We start from the raw sequence: 16,802 nt of genomic DNA on the forward strand, positions 1-16,802 counted from the left end.
CCTGTTCGGCCCCCGCGCCGGAACACACCAGTCAGGACCTTGGTCTGTGGATCCTTTAACCCAGGGAGCGTTGGGCGCGGCCCTGCCACAGGCCGCGGCCAATCGGCGCCAGGTGCTGGCGGCCGGTGCGCTCGGATTCCTGTCCGGGATGGCGCCGGACCTCGACGTCCTCATCCGCTCCTCGGAAGATCCGCTGCTGTTCCTGGAATATCACCGCCAGTTTACTCACGCGCTGGTGTTCATTCCGGTCGGCGGCCTGCTTTGCGCGCTGCTGTTGCACCGCCTGATCGGGCGCAGGGCCGGGCTCGGGTTCGGCCCCAGCTATCTGTTCTGCACCCTCGGTTATGCCACCCACGGCCTGCTGGACTCCTGCACCACCTACGGCACCCTGCTGCTGTGGCCGTTCAGTGATCAGCGTTTTGCCTGGAATACCATCTCCATTATAGATCCCCTGTTCACCCTGCCGATCCTGGCGCTGATTGTCGTCGCCGGACTGCGGCGCCGGCCCGCGCTGGCCAGGGCTGCAATGGTCTGGGGACTGGCCTACCTGGCACTGGGGGCCTGGCAGCGGGAGCGGGCGGAAACCCTCGGCGAGGCCCTGGCCGCCGAGCGCGGCCACGTGCCCCTGCGGCTGGAGGCCAAGCCCAGTTTTGCCAACATTTTGGTGTGGAAGGTCGTGTACGAGACTGCGACCGATTTTCATGTTGATGCCGTGCGCACCTGGCCCTCGGCGGTAGTCTACCCGGGCAGCTCCATTCCCCGCCTGGATACCGCCAGGGACCTGCCCTGGCTGGACCCGGCGTCACAGCAGGCGCGGGATGTCGAGCGTTTCGCCTGGTTCAGCAATGACTATGTGGCCCGGCACCCACAGGTTCCGGGGCGGGTGATCGACGTTCGCTATTCGCTGCTGCCCAACGAGATCGACTCCCTGTGGAGTATTCAGCTCACGCCGGGTGCGGCTCCCGAGCAGCATGTGAGTTACACCATGCACCGCAACCGCCGCGACGGGCAGGTGGAAATATTGTGGCAGATGCTGCTGGGCCAGCCCCTGTCAGGCAGCGACGAGTACCGCATCAGCGGCCTCTAGCGCCGCACCGGTATTCAGCCGCAGGCCCTGCTGGGCCAGGGCAGTGGCCAACGCCGTGAGGCACAGGGTAACGTTGGTCGCGGTACAGGCGTGGCCCATGAGGCCGATGCGCCAGGTCTTGCCCGCCAGGGCGCCGAGTCCGGCACCGATTTCCAGGTTGAAATCCGCAAGCAGCGTGGCGCGCAGGGCGGCATCGTCAACGCCGTCGGGAATGCGAACGGCGTTCAATTGCGGCAGGCGATGTTCCGCTGCCACTGCCATCTCCAGACCCAGTGCCTCCAGACCGGCCACCAGCGCTTCGTGGTGGCGGCGGTGGCGCGCGTGCGCGGCTTCCAGGCCCTCCTCGCGCAACATCAGCAGGGATTCGTGCAGGGCGTAGAGCAGGTTGATCGGTGCGGTATGGTGGTAGGCGCGTTTACTGGTGCCACCCCAGTAGCCCATCACCAGCTGCATGTCGAGGAACCAGCTCTGCACGCGCTGACTGCGGGCCTGGATCCGCTCCACCGCGCGCGGGCTGAACGTGACCGGCGACAGCCCGGGGATGCAGGACAGGCACTTCTGGGTACCGGAATAGACCGCGTCGGCCCCCCAGGCATCCACCTTGAGCTCAATGCCGCCCAGCGATGTCACCGTGTCGACAATCGAGAGGGCACCGTGTTCCCGCGCCAGTGCGCACAGGGTCTCGGCATCGCTGCGCACACCGGTTGAAGTCTCTGCGTGGACAAAGGCGAGCAGGGACGCCTCCGGGTTCGCCTGGAATGCGGCGGCAACCTTGTCGACGCTGACCGGCCGGCCCCAGTCATCATCTACCATGATCGCGGTACCGCCGCAGCGCTCCACGTTCTCCTGCATGCGTCCGCCGAAGACCCCGTTGCGGCAGACAATGACCGTGTCGCCCGGTGACACCAGGTTGACGAAGCAGGCTTCCATGCCGGCGGAACCGGGGGCGGAAATCGGCAGGGTGAGCGCGTTTTCGGTCTGGAAGGCATACTGCAGCAGGCCCTTGACCTCGTCCATCAGGGCCACGAACAGCGGGTCCAGGTGGCCGATGGTCGGCCGCCCCAGGGCGCCGAGGACGCGGGCGGAAACGTCGGAGGGCCCGGGGCCCATGAGGATGCGGTGCGGCGGGAAAAAGCTCTGGTTCATGTCTGGGTCCTTGTGTCAGGAGCGACGGGTCTCGGTTTCCCGCCGCACTTTGGCCTGGGCCGCGGCGATACGCGCCACCGGCACCCGGAACGGGCTGCAGGACACGTAGTCCAGGCCCAGGTCGTGGAAAAACTGGATCGAGCGCGGGTCGCCGCCGTGCTCACCGCAGATGCCGTACTTGATCCCGGGCTTGCGCGCCCGGCTCTCGGTCACCGCGATTTCCAGCAGGCGGCCCACGGCGCGCTGGTCGAGAGTAACGAAGGGGTCGCTCTCGACCAGTTTTTTCTCCAGGTACATGGGCAGGAACTTGCCGACATCATCGCGGGAGAAGCCGTAGGTCATCTGGGTCAGGTCGTTGGTACCAAAGCTCATGAACTCCACTTCCGCTGCCAGCCGATCCGCGCCCAGCGCGGCGCGGGGGGTTTCCATCATGGTGCCGATCTTGTAGGGCACGGAAACCTGCCTTTCCTTCAGCACCGCCTGGATGCCGCGGTCGATGATCTCGCTGATCAGGCGGATCTCGCGCACGTTCACCACCAGCGGAATCATGATTTCCGGCAGCGGCTTCAGACCCTCTTCAGTCGCGCGCACCGCGGCGCTGATAATGGCCTTCACCTGCATCTCGGTGACTTCCGGGTGCACGATGGACAGGCGGCAGCCGCGGAAACCCAGCATCGGGTTCACTTCCTTCAGGCTCTCCGTCATCGCCCGGATCTTCTCCAGCGGCTTGTCGATACGGCGCGAGAGGGCGACCATGTCCTCCTCCGTGTGGGGCAGGAATTCGTGCAGTGGCGGGTCCAGCAGACGCACCGTCACCGGCAGCCCGTCCATTACCCGGAACAGTGCCAGCATGTCCTCTTCCTGGAACTGCAGCAGCTTGTCCAGGTAACCCTGGCGTTCTTCACGGTTGTCCGAGAGGATCATGCCGCGCATCTGGTCGATGCGCTCGGCATCGAAGAACATGTGTTCGGTGCGACACAGGCCGATACCTTCGGCACCCAGTTCGCGCGCCTTGGCGGCATCTTCCGGGGTTTCCGCATTGGCCCGAACCTTCAGGCGCCGATGCTCGTCGGCCCAGGACAGCAGAATCTGGAAGTCCTCGCTACCGCTGGCCTCGGTCTTGGGGACGTCGCCCAGCATCACCTCGCCGGCGGTACCATCCAGGGTAATCACATCGCCGCGCCGAATGACCACGCCGGTGACCGTGGTGGCAGTGCCCTCGGCATAGTTGATGCTCAGACCGCCGCAACCTGTAATCGCACAGACGCCCATGCCGCGGGCAACCACCGCCGCGTGCGAAGTCATGCCGCCGAGTTCCGTAAGAATGCCGGCGGCGACCTTCATGCCGTGGATATCCTCGGGCGTGGTCTCCCGGCGCACGAGAATCACGCTCTGGCCGGTGGCCGCAACCTGCACCGCTTCCTCAGCCGAGAATACAACGCTGCCGGTGGCGCCGCCGGGGCTCGCGGGCAGGCCGGTGGCGACAATCTCGGTCTTCTGGTCCGGGTCCACCATGGGGTGCAGGAAAGCTTCCACGTGTTCCGGCGATACCCGCATCAGGGCTTCGCTTTCGGTAATCAGGCCCTCCCGTACCATGTCCACGGCGATCTTGACCGAGGCCCGGCCGGTGCGCTTGCCGCTGCGAGTCTGCAGCATGTAGAGCTTGCCTTCCTGTACCGTGAACTCCAGGTCCTGCATATCCCGGTAGTGCTTCTCAAGCTGTTCCTGGGTGCGAAACAGCTCCGCGTACACCTCGGGCAGACGCTCCTGCAGGGCGCTCACCGGCAGCGGCGTACGGGTGCCGGCCACCACGTCCTCGCCGGCGGCGTTGAACAGAAATTCACCGAAGAAGCTGTGTTCGCCGTTGGAGGGGTTGCGGGTGAACGCCACCCCCGAGCCCGAGGTGTCGCCAAAATTGCCGAACACCATTGCCTGTACATTCACCGCCGTGCCCAGGGTCTCCGGGATGTTGTTCATCTCCCGGTACACGTAGGCCCGGGGCGTATGCCAGGACAGGAACACGGCTTCGACCGCCAGCTTGAGCTGGACGAAAGGATCCTCCGGGAAGTCCACCAGGGTCTTGTAGATGCGAATGATCTCCTGCCAGTCATCGGCGCTCATCTCCACATCATTGCGCTTGCCGTGGGCCGCCTTGTACTTCTCGATCTCGTGCTCGAACTGCTCGCCGTCGACTTCCAGTACCACGTTCGCGAACATCTGGATAAAGCGGCGATAGCAATCGTAGGCGAAACGCGGATTGTCGGTCTTGCGCGCCAGTCCGGCGGCAATCTCGTCGTTCAGGCCCAGATTGAGAATGGTATTCATCATGCCGGGCATGGACACCGCCGCCCCCGAGCGCACCGAGAACAGCAGCGGATTCTCCGGGTCGCCAAAGCGCGCGCCCATCTTTTTTTCCACCAGGTCCAGGGCGACCCGGTACTCCTGCTCTAGCAGGGGCGGAAGCTTGTTGCCGAATTCGAAGAATTCGCGGCAGGTGGGTGTGGTGATGATAAAGCCGAAGGGTACAGGCAGCCCCAGCGAGGTCATTTCACAGAGATTGGCGCCCTTGCCACCGAGCAGGTCGCGGTCGTCCTTGCTGCCCTCGTTGAACAGATATACACGCTTGGCCATGGGCCCCCCGGTCTGGTTGTCAGTTGCTGGCTTGCGAAGCGCGCGAGTATAGCGGAAAAGGGGGCGGGTCGGGAGGCACTCAGCACTGCTCCGTGTTCCCTTCGTTCTGGTGGCAGCCAGACGGACTGCGCGTCCCGGCCCTGCGTCGCTCCGGGAGTGCCCCTTGGATCGCTTCGTTCGCGGGGCGGCCTTGCGGCCGCTGCGTCAACGCAGGCACGGGAGCGACGCAGCGCCGGGACGCACAGTCCGCCAGGCCGCCGGTGGAACGGAGCGATCAGAAGTCACCCGCGCCGCAGCAGCAGATCCCCCAGCCGGTCGACCTCGGCGATATCCGCCGTCGCCGGCACCAGGAAGACCTCCTCGCAGCCCGCTGCCTCGGCATTGTCCAGGGCCTCCAGAATCGCATCCCCGGAGCTGCGGTGCACCGACTCCGCCATCATTTTGGCGATCTCCGGCCCGGCGATGGCGAGGTAGTCGTAGACATAGTCGTACAGCCGCTGCGGGCCGTTGTCGGCCAAAGTGCACCAGAAGCCGCCGAGGCGGTAGGGCTTGTGTTCCCGGTCCGCGGCGGCCCAGGCCTCGTCGGCGAGGCGGAAGGCGTTGGCGAGCTCGGCCTGTTCGCCGTTGCCGGACCAGGCGTAGAGACCGTCGGCCCACTGGGCGCAGCGGGCAATGCTTTTCGGACCGAGCGCGCCGGCCAGCAATTGCGGGCCACCGTCGCGGGTGGGGAGGGGGCCGATGGCGCCGGCGCCGGGAATCACTTCCTGCTGGTTCCAGACCTGCCTGAGGGTGGCTACCTGCTGGTCCATGCGGCCGTAGCGGCCCTTGAAGGGCGCTTCGACCGCGGCATAGTCGGCCTCGCGGCCGCCATAGCCGACACAGACGTGCTGAACGCGGCCACCGGAGAGGATGTCCAGGCTGGCCACTTCCTTGGCCACCTGTACCGCGCTGTGCATGGGCAGCACATACAGGGTCGGGGTGATCTGCACCCGGCTGGTACAAGCGGCCGCCGCTGCCAGCAGTACACGCATGTCAAATGTGGGGCCGTGGACGCGCTCGCCGCAGGAGACGCTGTGGAAGGGGCCGGCGTCGACACGCTGGAACCATTGCAGATAGTCTTCACGGGTCAGTCCGGCTTTCATGTAGGGCAGGCAGATTCCGGTTTTCATTGTTGGGGTCCTCCAGTCGAGTGGGCGATTATGGCGTAGACTGTGGGCGCCAGCGCGCCCGGACGTACACCTATCTGTACCAGCGGCAGGCCTGTCGCGTGGCGGCTGGGCAGATTGGATCTCATGACGACATTCTCGTGGCCGAGTCGCGACGCTCTGCGCTATAACCTGCGCTGCCGGCAGGATTCGCCGCGCGAAAATTCGGGAGTCAGGCAGTGACGATTAAAATCGACGGGCCGTTTTATGCCCAGTTGGGAGGTGCGGCCGCCGAAGCCCGGCGTCTGGCCGCGATCGGTTATGACGGGGTCTATACCCTGGAAGGCAGCTGGGACCCGTTTCTGCCATTGGTGTTGGCGGCCGAGCACGCGCCGGGGCTGGACATCGCCACCGGCATTGCGGTCGCCTTTCCGCGCAATCCACTGCACCTCGCCTACCAGGCCTGGGATCTGCAGCGCTTCAGCGAGGGCCGCTTTCTGCTCGGTATCGGCTCCCAGATCAAGGCGCATATAGAGAAACGCTTCGGCATCGACTTTGACCCGCCGGCGACACGCATGCGCGACTATATCCTTGCCCTGAAGGCGATTTTTGACTGTTGGCAGAACGGCACACGGCTTTCCTATGAGGGCAAGTTCTATCGTCATACCCTGATGACGCCGATGTTCAACCCCGGCCCCAACCCCTTTGGGGTGCCGCCGATCATGCTCGGCGCCCTCGGCCCGCGGATGACGGAAATCGCCGGCGAGGTAGCCGATGGCCTGATCGTCCACCCGTTCAACAACGAGCGTTTCCTGCGCGAGCAGGCGCTGCCGGCGGTGGAGCGTGGCCTGGCACAGGCCGGGAGGTCGCGCGCGGATTTCACCCTGCAGGTCAATGCCATTGTCATCACCGGGGACGATGTGGCGGGGCGCGAGGCCGCCGCCGCTGCCGTGCGTGGACTGCTGGGGTTCTATGCCTCGACGCCCGCCTACCTGCCACCGATGGCGGCGATTGGCTACGCCGATCTGCAGCCGGAATTGAACTCGCTGTCCAAGCAGGGGCAATGGGACGAGCTCGGCAAGCGCATCGATGATGAGTTTGTCGCCGCCTTTGCTGTCAGCGGCCATCCCGGTGATATCGCCGCGGCCCTGCTGGCGCGCTACGGTGACTGCGCAGACCGGCTGGCGATCTATGCTCCCTACGCCGCGCCCGACCCCATGTGGCGGGAAATCCTGCAGGACCTGCGCCGGCTGCAGGCAGCGACCTGAGCGCTTTCGCCACTAAGTTTGGCCGCGGGCCCGCCTGCACCTTCAGGTCGCTGCGGTTATCATCTGTACAGCAAACGTCCGGAGCCTGAGATGAAGATACAGTTTACCCCTGCCCAGCTTGAGCTGCGCGACGAGCTGCGCGCCTATTTTCGCGAGCTGATGACCCCGGAGTTGCGCGCCGAATGCGAGCGCGACATGGGTGAGGGCGGTGGTCCCCTGTGGCGCGCGGCGTTGGCCAGAATGGGTCGCGATGGCTGGATCGGCCTGGGCTGGCCCGAGGAATACGGCGGCCGTGGCCTGTCGCCACTGGAACAATTCGTGTTCGTGGAGGAGGTCATGCGGGCGGGCTATCCATTTCCGTTCCTCACCACCGAGTCCGTGGGCCCAACGCTGGCGGAGCACGGCAACGCCTGGATCCGGGAGCAGATCGTACCGCAGATCCTGCGCGGCGAGCTGCTGGTCTCCATTGGCTATTCCGAACCCGGTGCCGGCACCGACCTGGCTGCCCTGCGCACCAGCGCGGTGCGTGACGGCGACGACTGGATCATCAATGGGCAGAAAATGTGGACTTCCCTGGCCCATTTCTGCGACTACACCTGGCTGGCCGTGCGCACCGATCCGGAGGCGCCGAAAAAGCACAAGGGCATCTCCATGTTCCTGGTACCCAACAGCGATCCGGGCTGGAGCTGCACGCCGGTGCACACCCTGGGCGGTGTGCGTACCAACGCGACCTTCTACGACAATATCCGGGTCAGTGACGACCACCGGGTCGGGGAGCTGAATGGCGGCTGGAAACTGATCACCAGCCAGCTCAACCGGGAGCGGCTGAGCCTGATCAATTTCGGCCCCATCTCCGAACTGTTCAATCAGGTGGTGTACTGGGCGCGTGACACGATCGCGGATGATGCCCAGCCGCTGGCAGCGCAGTCCTGGGTGCAGGCCAATCTGGCGCGCAGCCGGGCCCTGATCGAGTGCATGAAGCTGATCGTCTACAAGCAATCCTGGGCCATGACCGCGGGCACCCTCGGAATGGCCGATGCCTCTGCGGCCAAGGTCTTTGGCTCCGAGGGTTTCATCGAAGTCTATCGCCTGCTCGGCGAGATAGTCGCCGAAGCCGGCCTGCTGCGTTCACACTCGCCCGGCGCGCAGGAGCAGGCCGGTCGCATCGAACGCCTGTATCGCACCGCTTCCATCATTACCTTTGGTGGCGGCGCCAACGAGATCCAGCGCGACATCATTTCCGCCGCGGGGCTGTGGATGCCCCGCGCCAGCCGTTGAGAGGAGCCCAGGTATGGACTTTGGACTGTCCGACATTCAGGAACAGCTGCGTGGGCTTGCCCGCAAGATCCTCGACGACGCGGTCACTCCCGCCAGCCTGGCGGCCTACGATGAATTCAAGGTTGCTCGTTTCGACCGGGAACTCTGGCAAACGCTGCTCGAAGCCGGGTTGCCTGCCGCGGCGGTGGCGGAGGAATTTGGCGGCATGGGTCTGGGTTTCATGGAGCTGGGACTGTTTGTCGAGGAACTCGGACGCAGCGTGGCGCCGGTACCGGTGCTGGCCCACTGTGTGTCGGCGCTGCTGCCGCTGCAAAAATTCGCTCCGGCGGACCTGCGTGAGCGAATCCTGCCTGCCGCGGCCCGTGGCGAGCTGCTGCTCACCGGCGACTTCTGGACCGGGTTGAGCAGTGCGGATCCGACCAGGGTCCAGGCGCGGCAGCAAGGCGATACACTGATACTGGACGGCGAATGTGCCGCGGTACCGTTTGCCCGCGAGGCCGACTGGCTGCTGCTGCCCGTACATCGGGATGGCGCCACTGCTGTGGTTCTACTGGACACCCGGACCGCGGGCGTCAGCCTGACCGACCTGCAGATGACTCACTTCGAGCCGCACTGCCGGGTAACCCTGGCTACTGTCACTGTACCGGTTGCGGACGTTGTCATGGCAACCGGCGGCGAAAAGCTGTTGACCTGGACCCGCGAACGCTGTGCGGCGGCGCTTTGCGCCCAGCAACTGGGCGCTGCCGACCACGCCCTGCGGATGGCGGCCAGCTACACCAGTGAGCGGCAGCAGTTCGGAGTACCCATTGCCACCTTCCAGGCGGTGGGGCACCGTCTGGCGGACTGCTACATTGATGTCGAATGCCTGCGGTTGTGCACCTGGCAGGCCTTGTCCCTGCTCAGCGATGAACAAGCAGCGACCACCGAGGTGCAGATCGCCAAGATCTGGGCGGGGGATGTTGGCCACCGCGTCAGTTATGCCTGCCAGCACGTGCATGGCGGCACCGGTATCGACCGCGACTATCCACTCTGGCGCTACTGTCTCTGGCTGCGCTACAACGAGATGGCACTGGGTTCCAGTGGCGCCCAGGTCGCCGCCCTCGGTCGGCGCCTGGCTGTGGGAGAGGGGCTGTTTGGTTAGGCTCAACCCCCTGCTGTAAAACGGGCGCCTGGGTTACACTGGGCGCCGATGAAAGCTCTCGCCAATGCCTTGCCCGCTCTCCTGATCCTGTTGCTCGCCGCATGCGCGAGCCAGGAACAGCGCCAGCCCGTTGCCTCCCGCACCGGTGTCGACTTCAGCGGCAGCTGGTCTCTGGACTACGGCCAGAGCGACAATATCCAGGTGCGCCTCAATGGCCTGGTCCGGGAGCTGCAGCGCGAGGCGGAACGACGGGCCCAGGCTGCCGGCAGCGAGCGGCGCGGCCCCGGCGCTGCGCTGATGGTTGGGGGCTCAAGCACGGACAGCGGTGCCTCAATCATTGGCCTGGCGCAGATGGCGGATCTGGTGACCAAATCACAATTGCTGGATATCGAGCAGAATCCGCGCCAGATACGTGTACGCCGGGAGGGCGATTTTGCCCTCGACTGCGACTTCCATGACGGCCGGCCCACGGTGGTCGAGACACCGCTGGGCAGTGAGTTTTGCGGCTGGGATGGACACCAGCTGTTGTTTGTACTGGCACTGCCCGAAGGCCTGTCCATTCGCCATCGCCTGACTCTGGGGCCCGCTGGCCAGATGCTCAATATTGCCACCACGGTCAGTTCCGACCGGGTGTCCTACCCGTTCACCCTGAACCGGGTCTACCGCCGCATGGACCCTGAGGCCCACGGCTTCTCCTGCGAACAGACCCTTACCCGAGGCAAAGTGTGCACTACCGAAACGCCCTGACGTTCTTGCCGTGCCTGTGTCTGGGCGTGCTCCTGCTGTTGACTGGCTGTGCGAGTACGCCGGGGCCGCAATCGCCCCAGCCGCTGCCCATGGCGCTACAAACCTGGCCGCCCCCGGTGGGGGCGGTCGCCCTGGATACCCTGCCCGTGCCACCCCAGCCGGCGCTGGATCTGGCACTGGTGAGCTTTGACCCGGGTATTCCCGCGCAGACTGCGGGGCTCAGCCGCCAGGGCATTTTCCCAGACATCCGCCGGGCCGAGGCCCGCTACCTGGCCGTGCGTCTGCGCCAGGTCCTGCAGGCGAGCAACGCCTGGGGTGCGGTGCGGGTGCTGCCGGAGTCGCAGCCGGCCGCCGCGCTGCAGCTGGAGGGCGAGATCCTGCACTCCGATGGCCGTTTCCTGGTTCTGCAGATCCGCGCCGAGGATGCCAGCGGCCGGGTTTGGCTGGACCGCGTCTATGTTGACGAGGCGCAGGGCACGGACTACCCGGTAGCGAACGACAGCGATCCTTTTATCGATCTCTACCGCCAGGTGGCAAACGACCTGCTGGCAACCTACCGCAGCCTCCCCGCCGCGGAAGTGCAGCAATTGCCCGAGATCGCACTGCTGCGGCAGGCGGCCTATCTGGCGCCGGAGTACTTTGCCGGGTTCGTGGCGGAGGATGCAGCGGGGCGCCAGCAGCTGCTGCGGCGACCCGCGGCCGCTGACCCGATGCTGGCCCGGGTGGAACTCATTCGCAGCCAGGAGTTCCGCTTTATCGATACCGTCGATGAACAGTATGTTGCCCTCTATCAGGCCATGCAGCCCACCTACAACCTCTGGCGCCAGTACGGCCGCGAGCAGGCCCTGTACCGGGAGGACTACCAGCGCCGGCTGGCGCAGCGCGACCGCGCCGGTGCCCGGGGAACCTATGCCGCCATGGAGCAGACCTACAACGCGTTTAAATGGAGCAAGATCCAGCAACAGGACCTGGAAGACCTGGCGCGGGGTTTCAACAATGAGGTATTGCCAACGGTTCTCGAGGTCAGCGGCAGTGTCTACCGACTGAACGGCAGTCTGGAACACCAGTACGACGAGTGGCGGGGGATTCTGCGGGAGATTTTCCGGCTGGAATCAGGGCTGTGACGCTGCTTCCTGTGCCGGCGCGCGGTCGCATGCAGATCTCGGCAACAGCCGCGGGTTGGGCTAAGCTGTAGCCATGGCGGAGAAAAAATCACAGGGCAACGACACCGAGAGCCTGCTGGCGGGCCTGATGCGCTTTAGCGGCCAGGTGGCCGGGGGAACACTGGAAATCGCCCGCCACACGGCCACCATGACCGCCATGTTCGGTGAAGGCTGGCTGCGCAATACACTGCTCAACAGTTTTGAGCCGGAGCGCCTGGAAGCGATGGCCGATGCCGGTCACTTCCTGCGCGACGCCCGCGAGACCGCGGGTCTGTCACTCAAGGAGCTGGCAGACAGCCTCGGCGTTTCCGACAAGTCAGTGCTGGAGGATGTCGAGAGTGGGGAAAAAATCATGCCCCTGGAGCTGGTGCTGCGCAGCGCAAGCCTGCTGGCCCGGCACGATCCGGTACCTTTTCTGATCAAGTTCCTGCGCACCTACAATCCCCAGCTGGAACAGGTTCTCGAGCAGTGGGGCGTAATGACCCTGCCGCGACAGTACGAGCGCGAGCGCCGCTTCGTCAATCTCTATCGGCAGCACGACGAGCTGCGCACACTGACCGATGAGGAACACGAGCGTTTTATCAGCTACATCGACAGTGCCGCGCAGCTGGTGCTGGATGTAATGATGAAGGAAAAGCTCGCCAACGCCCCGCCACGGGCCCCTGTGCGCAAACAGGCGCCCGCCCGGGCGCGCAAACGGGTGCCGCGCAAGCGCAGTTAGTACCCCGACGCCTGAATATCGGGACATTCCGGGGCCGACTTTCCGGTACACTGGGCGGCCTTACCAGTGCCCTTCAGGATGGCCGGCATGAGCAGTTCCACCCAAGATAACGCAGCCCCCGCGAGCCTGTCCGCCAGTGCCACACGGCAGTGGTTTGCCACCTGCCCCAAGGGGATTGAGGGACTGCTGTTGGCGGAGCTGCTGGCGCTGGGGGCCAGCGGGGGCCGGGAAACCGTCGCCGGGGTCTATTTCGACGGCCCGCTCGCGATCGGCTATCGGGCCTGTCTGTGGTCACGCCTTGTGAATCGGGTGCTGCTGCCGCTGGCGAAATTCGAAGCCCAGGATGCCGATGCGCTCTATGCCGGGCTGATGCGGGTGGACTGGACCGGGATCATGTCCGCGGAGCAGACCTTCAGCATCGATTTCAGCGGTGAGAACACCCATATCCGCAACACCCAGTTTGGCGCCCAGCGCTGCAAGGATGCCATCGTCGACTGGTTTGTCCAGCACGGCGGCAAACGCCCCTCGGTGGACCGGGCCGACCCGGACCTGCGCTTCAATGTGCGCCTGTCCCGCCATGGCATCCTCCTTGCCCTGGACATCTCCGGCGGCAGCCTGCACCGGCGCAATTACCGCCTGCAGGCCGGGGCAGCGCCGCTGAAGGAAAACCTGGCGGCGGCAATCCTGCTGCGGGCGGACTGGCCCGGGATGGCGGCGCGGGGCGGAGCCCTGATCGACCCGATGTGTGGCTCCGCAACCCTGCTGCTGGAAGGCGCCATGATGGCGGCGGATATTGCCCCCGGGCTGGCGCGGCCCCGGTTTGGCTTTGAGCGCTGGCAAGGCCACAGCGCACCCCAGTGGCAGGCCCTGTTGAGCGATGCCCGCGGTCGCGCCGAGCGCGGCAAGCAGGCGCGCTTGCCGGAAATCCGGGGTTATGATGCGGATCCGAAAGTGATACACCGGGCGCAGGAAAATATCGCCAGTGCCGGCCTGGAAGCGGTGGTGCGGGTCAGCTGCAAACCGCTGGCGGAGCTGACCCGGCCGACGCACCTGCCGCTGCCGCTGGGACTGCTGATCTGCAATCCGCCCTATGGTGAGCGCCTTGGGGACAAGGACAGCCTGCAGTACCTGTACCGACAGCTGGGCGAAACCATGTTGCGGGAATTCCCGGGCTGGCAGGCGGCCATTTTTACCGCCGACAAGGACCTGGGCCGCGCCACGGGCCTGCGCAGCCACAAGCAGTACAAGCTCTGGAACGGCGCGCTGGAATCCAGCCTGCTGTTGTTCGATCTGAGTGACAACCGGCTCAGCGACAAGCTGCCGCGGGCGCAACCGGACACCACCAGCAGACCGGCTGCCGAGCTCTCGCAAGGGGCGCAGATGTTCGCCAACCGGCTGCGCAAGAACCGGCGAAGGCTGGCCAGCTGGGTCAAGCGCGAGGGTATCGAATGCTACCGGCTGTACGATGCCGATATGCCGGAATATGCTGTCGCAGTAGACATCTACGGGGATCAAGTACACGTGGCCGAATACCAGGCGCCCAGGGACGTCGATCCCGCGGCAGCGGTCGCCCGCCTGGCTGAGGTGCAGGCGGCGCTGCCCGCCGCGCTGGACGTGAAGCCGGAACACATCGTCTACAAGGTGCGCCAGCGGCAGCGGGGGGACGAGCAATACGGCAAGCAGGCCAGCAGCGGCGAGCTGGTCTCGGTGCGCGAGGGCAGGGCGCAGCTGCTGGTCAACCTGCGCGACTACCTGGATACCGGCCTGTTCCTGGACCACCGTCCCCTGCGCCTGCGCCTGGGGCGTGAAGCCGAGCGCAAGGATTTCCTCAATCTGTTCTGCTACACGGGCGCGGCAACCGTACACGCCGCCCTGGGGGGCGCCCGCAGCACCACCAGCGTCGACCTGTCCAATACCTACCTCGGTTGGCTGCGCAAGAACCTGGCCCACAATGGCCTCGACGAAACCCGCAATCTGCTGGAGCGCGGTGACTGCCTGGCCTGGTTGCAGGCCTGCGGCCGCCGCTTCGACCTGATCCTGCTGGACCCGCCGTCGTTCTCGAATTCCCGCAAGCTGTCGGAGTCCTTCGATGTGCAGCGGGATCACGCCGGCCTGGTGCGCGCGGCAATGGCGGTATTGCGTCCCGGCGGGGTACTGTACTTTTCCAATAATCGCCGGGGATTCCGGCTGGACCCGGCCCTGGAGGCGGATTACCCGTGCGAGGATATTACCCGCAGCACCCTCGATCCGGACTTCCAGCGCAACAGTCGAATTCACCAGTGCTGGCGGCTGGTGGCTCCGGCCACGCTGCCGAGACACGACAGCCCCTGGTCTCGGAGGTAAGCGGCTGCAAACCCGCAGGAAAAACACTGTCCACATTCCTTGACACCCCGGAATCCGTGTGTAGAGGGCGGGTCATTTTTCAGTGATCATTTCAGGTAATTGCTTTAACCGCATGAAAAATATGAAGAATGTCACTTTATTTTCCGGTGCCACCCGGCACCTGCCAGTTGCGCTCGCTGGAGTCGGAGGCGCTTTGCTGGCAAGCTATCCCCACAGTTATCCACAGGCTGATCTGTGGATAAGCGGTGGATGAGAGCGAATTTGATGGGGGCCACTATGCGCACGCTGTTGCTTGTCTACCATAGCCAGAGCGGTGCCAGTGCACAGCTGGCGCAGGCCTGCAGCAGCGCGGCCGCAACCGTGGCGGGTTTGCAGGTGAGAGTGCTACGAGCCTGGGATGCCGGCAGCGCCGACCTGTTGGCGGCGGACGGCCTGGTGCTGGTGGGCGCGGAAAACTCCGGCAGCCTCAGCGGTGGCATCAAGGACTTCCTCGATCGGACCTTTTACCCTGTGGGTGAGGCGGGTCGGGTACTGCCCTATGCGCTGCTGCTCAGCGCCGGCAATGATGGCCGCGGTGCCCGCGAACAGGCGCGGCGGATTCTGTCAGGTTATCCGCTGACGCCCGCGCTGGAGCCGGTGATCTGTCGCGGTGAGGTGACCGCGGAGCATCGCCGACAGGCGGCGGCAATGGGCGAGGCCTTCGCCACCGGCCTGGAGATGGGGATTTTTTGACCAACAATGAAGAGGTGAGCATGACGGGCAGTACATTGCCGCCGGGTTTTGAGCCCCTGCCTGCCGGGCTGGGTTTTACCGACACCCTGCAACCGAGTTTCCGTCGGATTGATTCCGAAAGGGTCAGTTTCGGTCTGTGGGTATGCGAGCAGCACTGCAATGTCATGGGCATCTGCCACGGCGGTGTGCTTACCACGCTGGCGGATATCGCCGCGGCCACCGGGGTGAACCAGGCCGCCGGGCGGGTGGCGGGCAGTCCCACCATCAATCTGGCGCTGGATTTCATCAGTGCCGGTCGCAAGGGCGACTGGCTGCAGGCGGATGTATTGCAGGTCAGCGTCAAGCGGCGCTTCGGCTTCAGCAGCGGGGTCATCAGCGGCCCCGAGGGTGCGGTGGCGCGCTTCAACGGCACCTTCTATCTGCCAGACCACGACGGCATCTGGCGGCAGCCACCACCCGAGTCTGGCCTGCTCGCCGTAGAGTAGGCTCAGTCGCCGTCGGCGAATGCGTCCAGTACCGAGACGAACGCCTGCGCCGCCCGCGACAGGCTGCGGCTGCGGTGGTAGACCAACCCCAGGGTGCGTTCGAGTTCGACGGCGGCAACCGGCAGCGCCACCAGGTCCGGGTCGAGCATGGTCTGCGGCAATACGGTCCAACCGAGGCCGACGGAGGCCATCATCCGAATCGTTTCCAGGTAATTGGTGGCCATGGATACCTGCAGGGACAGCCGGTGATCCGCGAACAATCGCTTCACGATCTGGCCGGTGTAGGTGTTGAGTCCGGGCAGGATTGCAGGGTGCCGGGCGAGATCCGCCAGCCTGCAGGCGCCGCTGGCGGCCAGGGGATGATCGGCCGCCACCATGAACACCAGCGGATCCCGCCATAGCGGCCGGGTGACCATGCTGTCGTCGGCGACCGGCGCCAGTGTAACGACAGCCAGTTCCGAACGGCTCTGCATGATCAGGTCGTAGGCCTGCTCGGAGTCCATGAAGTCGATGTCGATATTGGCCTCCGGATAGGCTTTGCTGAAGGCGCTCAGCACCGGCGGCAATCGGTGCAGCCCGATGTGGTGACTGGTGGCCAGGCGCAACTGGCCCGCAACCGCCCCGGACAGGTCCCGCACGGCCTGCTCGGCGGTGAACAGCTGCTGTACGATAGCCTTGGCATGGGGCAGCAGAGCCTGGCCAGCCTCGGTGAGGCCGATGTGGCGGCCAATGCGGTCAAACAACTCGCAGCCCAGACTCTGCTCCAGCAGCGCGATGCGTTTGCTGACCGCTGGCTGGGACAGATGCAGCCGTTCTGCGGCCAGGGAAAAGGAACCTTCCTCCGCTACCAGCAGGAAAGCCCGCAGGTTCTGGATATCCACGTAAATTACCTTTAGGAATGAGTTGGATAAAAAT

Annotated in this window: 14 protein-coding genes; 10 read left to right on the forward strand and 4 right to left on the reverse strand. The window is 65.2% G+C overall.

The features are described 5' to 3' along the window. Positions 1–46: 46 nt before the first annotated feature. Entirely contained in the window at positions 47–1,087 is a 1,041-nt protein-coding gene (locus RLO07_RS15910) for a metal-dependent hydrolase (protein WP_462293128.1), read from the forward strand. On the opposite strand, the gene RLO07_RS15915 is transcribed toward RLO07_RS15910, so the two are convergent. From RLO07_RS15915 to RLO07_RS15925, 3 genes are all read right to left on the reverse strand, one after another. Beyond that, positions 1,052–2,233: a pyridoxal-phosphate-dependent aminotransferase family protein gene (locus tag RLO07_RS15915; protein ID WP_462293129.1), complete on the reverse strand. Its 1,182-nt coding sequence runs from the start codon at positions 2,231–2,233 to the stop codon at positions 1,052–1,054. The two genes, RLO07_RS15910 and RLO07_RS15915, sit on opposite strands and share 36 nt — an antisense overlap. Before the next feature lie 15 nt (positions 2,234–2,248). Beyond that, positions 2,249–4,864: a pyruvate, phosphate dikinase gene (gene ppdK, locus RLO07_RS15920; protein WP_462293130.1), complete on the reverse strand. Its 2,616-nt coding sequence runs from the start codon at positions 4,862–4,864 to the stop codon at positions 2,249–2,251. A 281-nt stretch (positions 4,865–5,145) separates the two neighbouring features. Then, positions 5,146–6,033, reverse strand: coding sequence for an LLM class flavin-dependent oxidoreductase (locus RLO07_RS15925; RefSeq protein WP_462293131.1), 888 nt, complete (start codon positions 6,031–6,033; stop codon positions 5,146–5,148). Between the two features lie 215 nt (positions 6,034–6,248). On the opposite strand from RLO07_RS15925, the gene RLO07_RS15930 reads away from it, so the two are divergent. The 9 genes from RLO07_RS15930 to RLO07_RS15970 all read left to right on the forward strand — a co-directional run bounded on the left by RLO07_RS15930 (position 6,249) and on the right by RLO07_RS15970 (position 15,887). Further along, the gene (locus tag RLO07_RS15930) at positions 6,249–7,277 is read left to right on the forward strand and encodes a TIGR03617 family F420-dependent LLM class oxidoreductase (protein WP_462293132.1); all 1,029 of its coding nucleotides are present in this window, start codon (positions 6,249–6,251) and stop codon (positions 7,275–7,277) included. A 90-nt stretch (positions 7,278–7,367) separates the two neighbouring features. Beyond that, positions 7,368–8,555 (forward strand): acyl-CoA dehydrogenase family protein, encoded by a 1,188-nt coding sequence (locus RLO07_RS15935; RefSeq protein ID WP_462293133.1) that lies wholly within the window; start codon positions 7,368–7,370, stop codon positions 8,553–8,555. A gap of 13 nt (positions 8,556–8,568) precedes the next feature. Further along, entirely contained in the window at positions 8,569–9,696 is a 1,128-nt protein-coding gene (locus RLO07_RS15940) for an acyl-CoA dehydrogenase family protein (RefSeq protein ID WP_462293134.1), read from the forward strand. Between the two features lie 48 nt (positions 9,697–9,744). Further along, the gene (locus tag RLO07_RS15945; RefSeq protein WP_462293135.1) at positions 9,745–10,443 is read left to right on the forward strand and encodes a hypothetical protein; all 699 of its coding nucleotides are present in this window, start codon (positions 9,745–9,747) and stop codon (positions 10,441–10,443) included. 89 nt (positions 10,444–10,532) lie between these two features. Then, a complete protein-coding gene (locus tag RLO07_RS15950) occupies positions 10,533–11,567 on the forward strand; it encodes a hypothetical protein (protein ID WP_462293136.1) in 1,035 nt (344 codons plus the stop codon). Positions 11,568–11,640: 73 nt separating this feature from the next. Continuing rightward, the gene (locus tag RLO07_RS15955) at positions 11,641–12,327 is read left to right on the forward strand and encodes a helix-turn-helix domain-containing protein (RefSeq protein ID WP_462293137.1); all 687 of its coding nucleotides are present in this window, start codon (positions 11,641–11,643) and stop codon (positions 12,325–12,327) included. A gap of 87 nt (positions 12,328–12,414) precedes the next feature. Continuing rightward, positions 12,415–14,670 (forward strand): bifunctional 23S rRNA (guanine(2069)-N(7))-methyltransferase RlmK/23S rRNA (guanine(2445)-N(2))-methyltransferase RlmL, encoded by a 2,256-nt coding sequence (gene rlmKL, locus RLO07_RS15960; protein WP_462293138.1) that lies wholly within the window; start codon positions 12,415–12,417, stop codon positions 14,668–14,670. 276 nt (positions 14,671–14,946) lie between these two features. Further along, on the forward strand, positions 14,947–15,402 hold the full coding sequence (locus RLO07_RS15965) for an NAD(P)H-dependent oxidoreductase (protein WP_462293139.1): 456 nt from the start codon (positions 14,947–14,949) through the stop codon (positions 15,400–15,402). 20 nt (positions 15,403–15,422) lie between these two features. Next, positions 15,423–15,887 (forward strand): PaaI family thioesterase, encoded by a 465-nt coding sequence (locus tag RLO07_RS15970; RefSeq protein WP_462293140.1) that lies wholly within the window; start codon positions 15,423–15,425, stop codon positions 15,885–15,887. A gap of 2 nt (positions 15,888–15,889) precedes the next feature. Here the strand turns inward: RLO07_RS15970 and RLO07_RS15975 are convergent, their stop codons facing one another. Further along, the gene (locus RLO07_RS15975; protein WP_462293141.1) at positions 15,890–16,768 is read right to left on the reverse strand and encodes a LysR family transcriptional regulator; all 879 of its coding nucleotides are present in this window, start codon (positions 16,766–16,768) and stop codon (positions 15,890–15,892) included. Positions 16,769–16,802 lie beyond the last annotated feature (34 nt).

Source organism: Haliea sp. (genome assembly GCF_040221975.1).
Classification (GTDB): domain Bacteria; phylum Pseudomonadota; class Gammaproteobacteria; order Pseudomonadales; family Halieaceae; genus Haliea.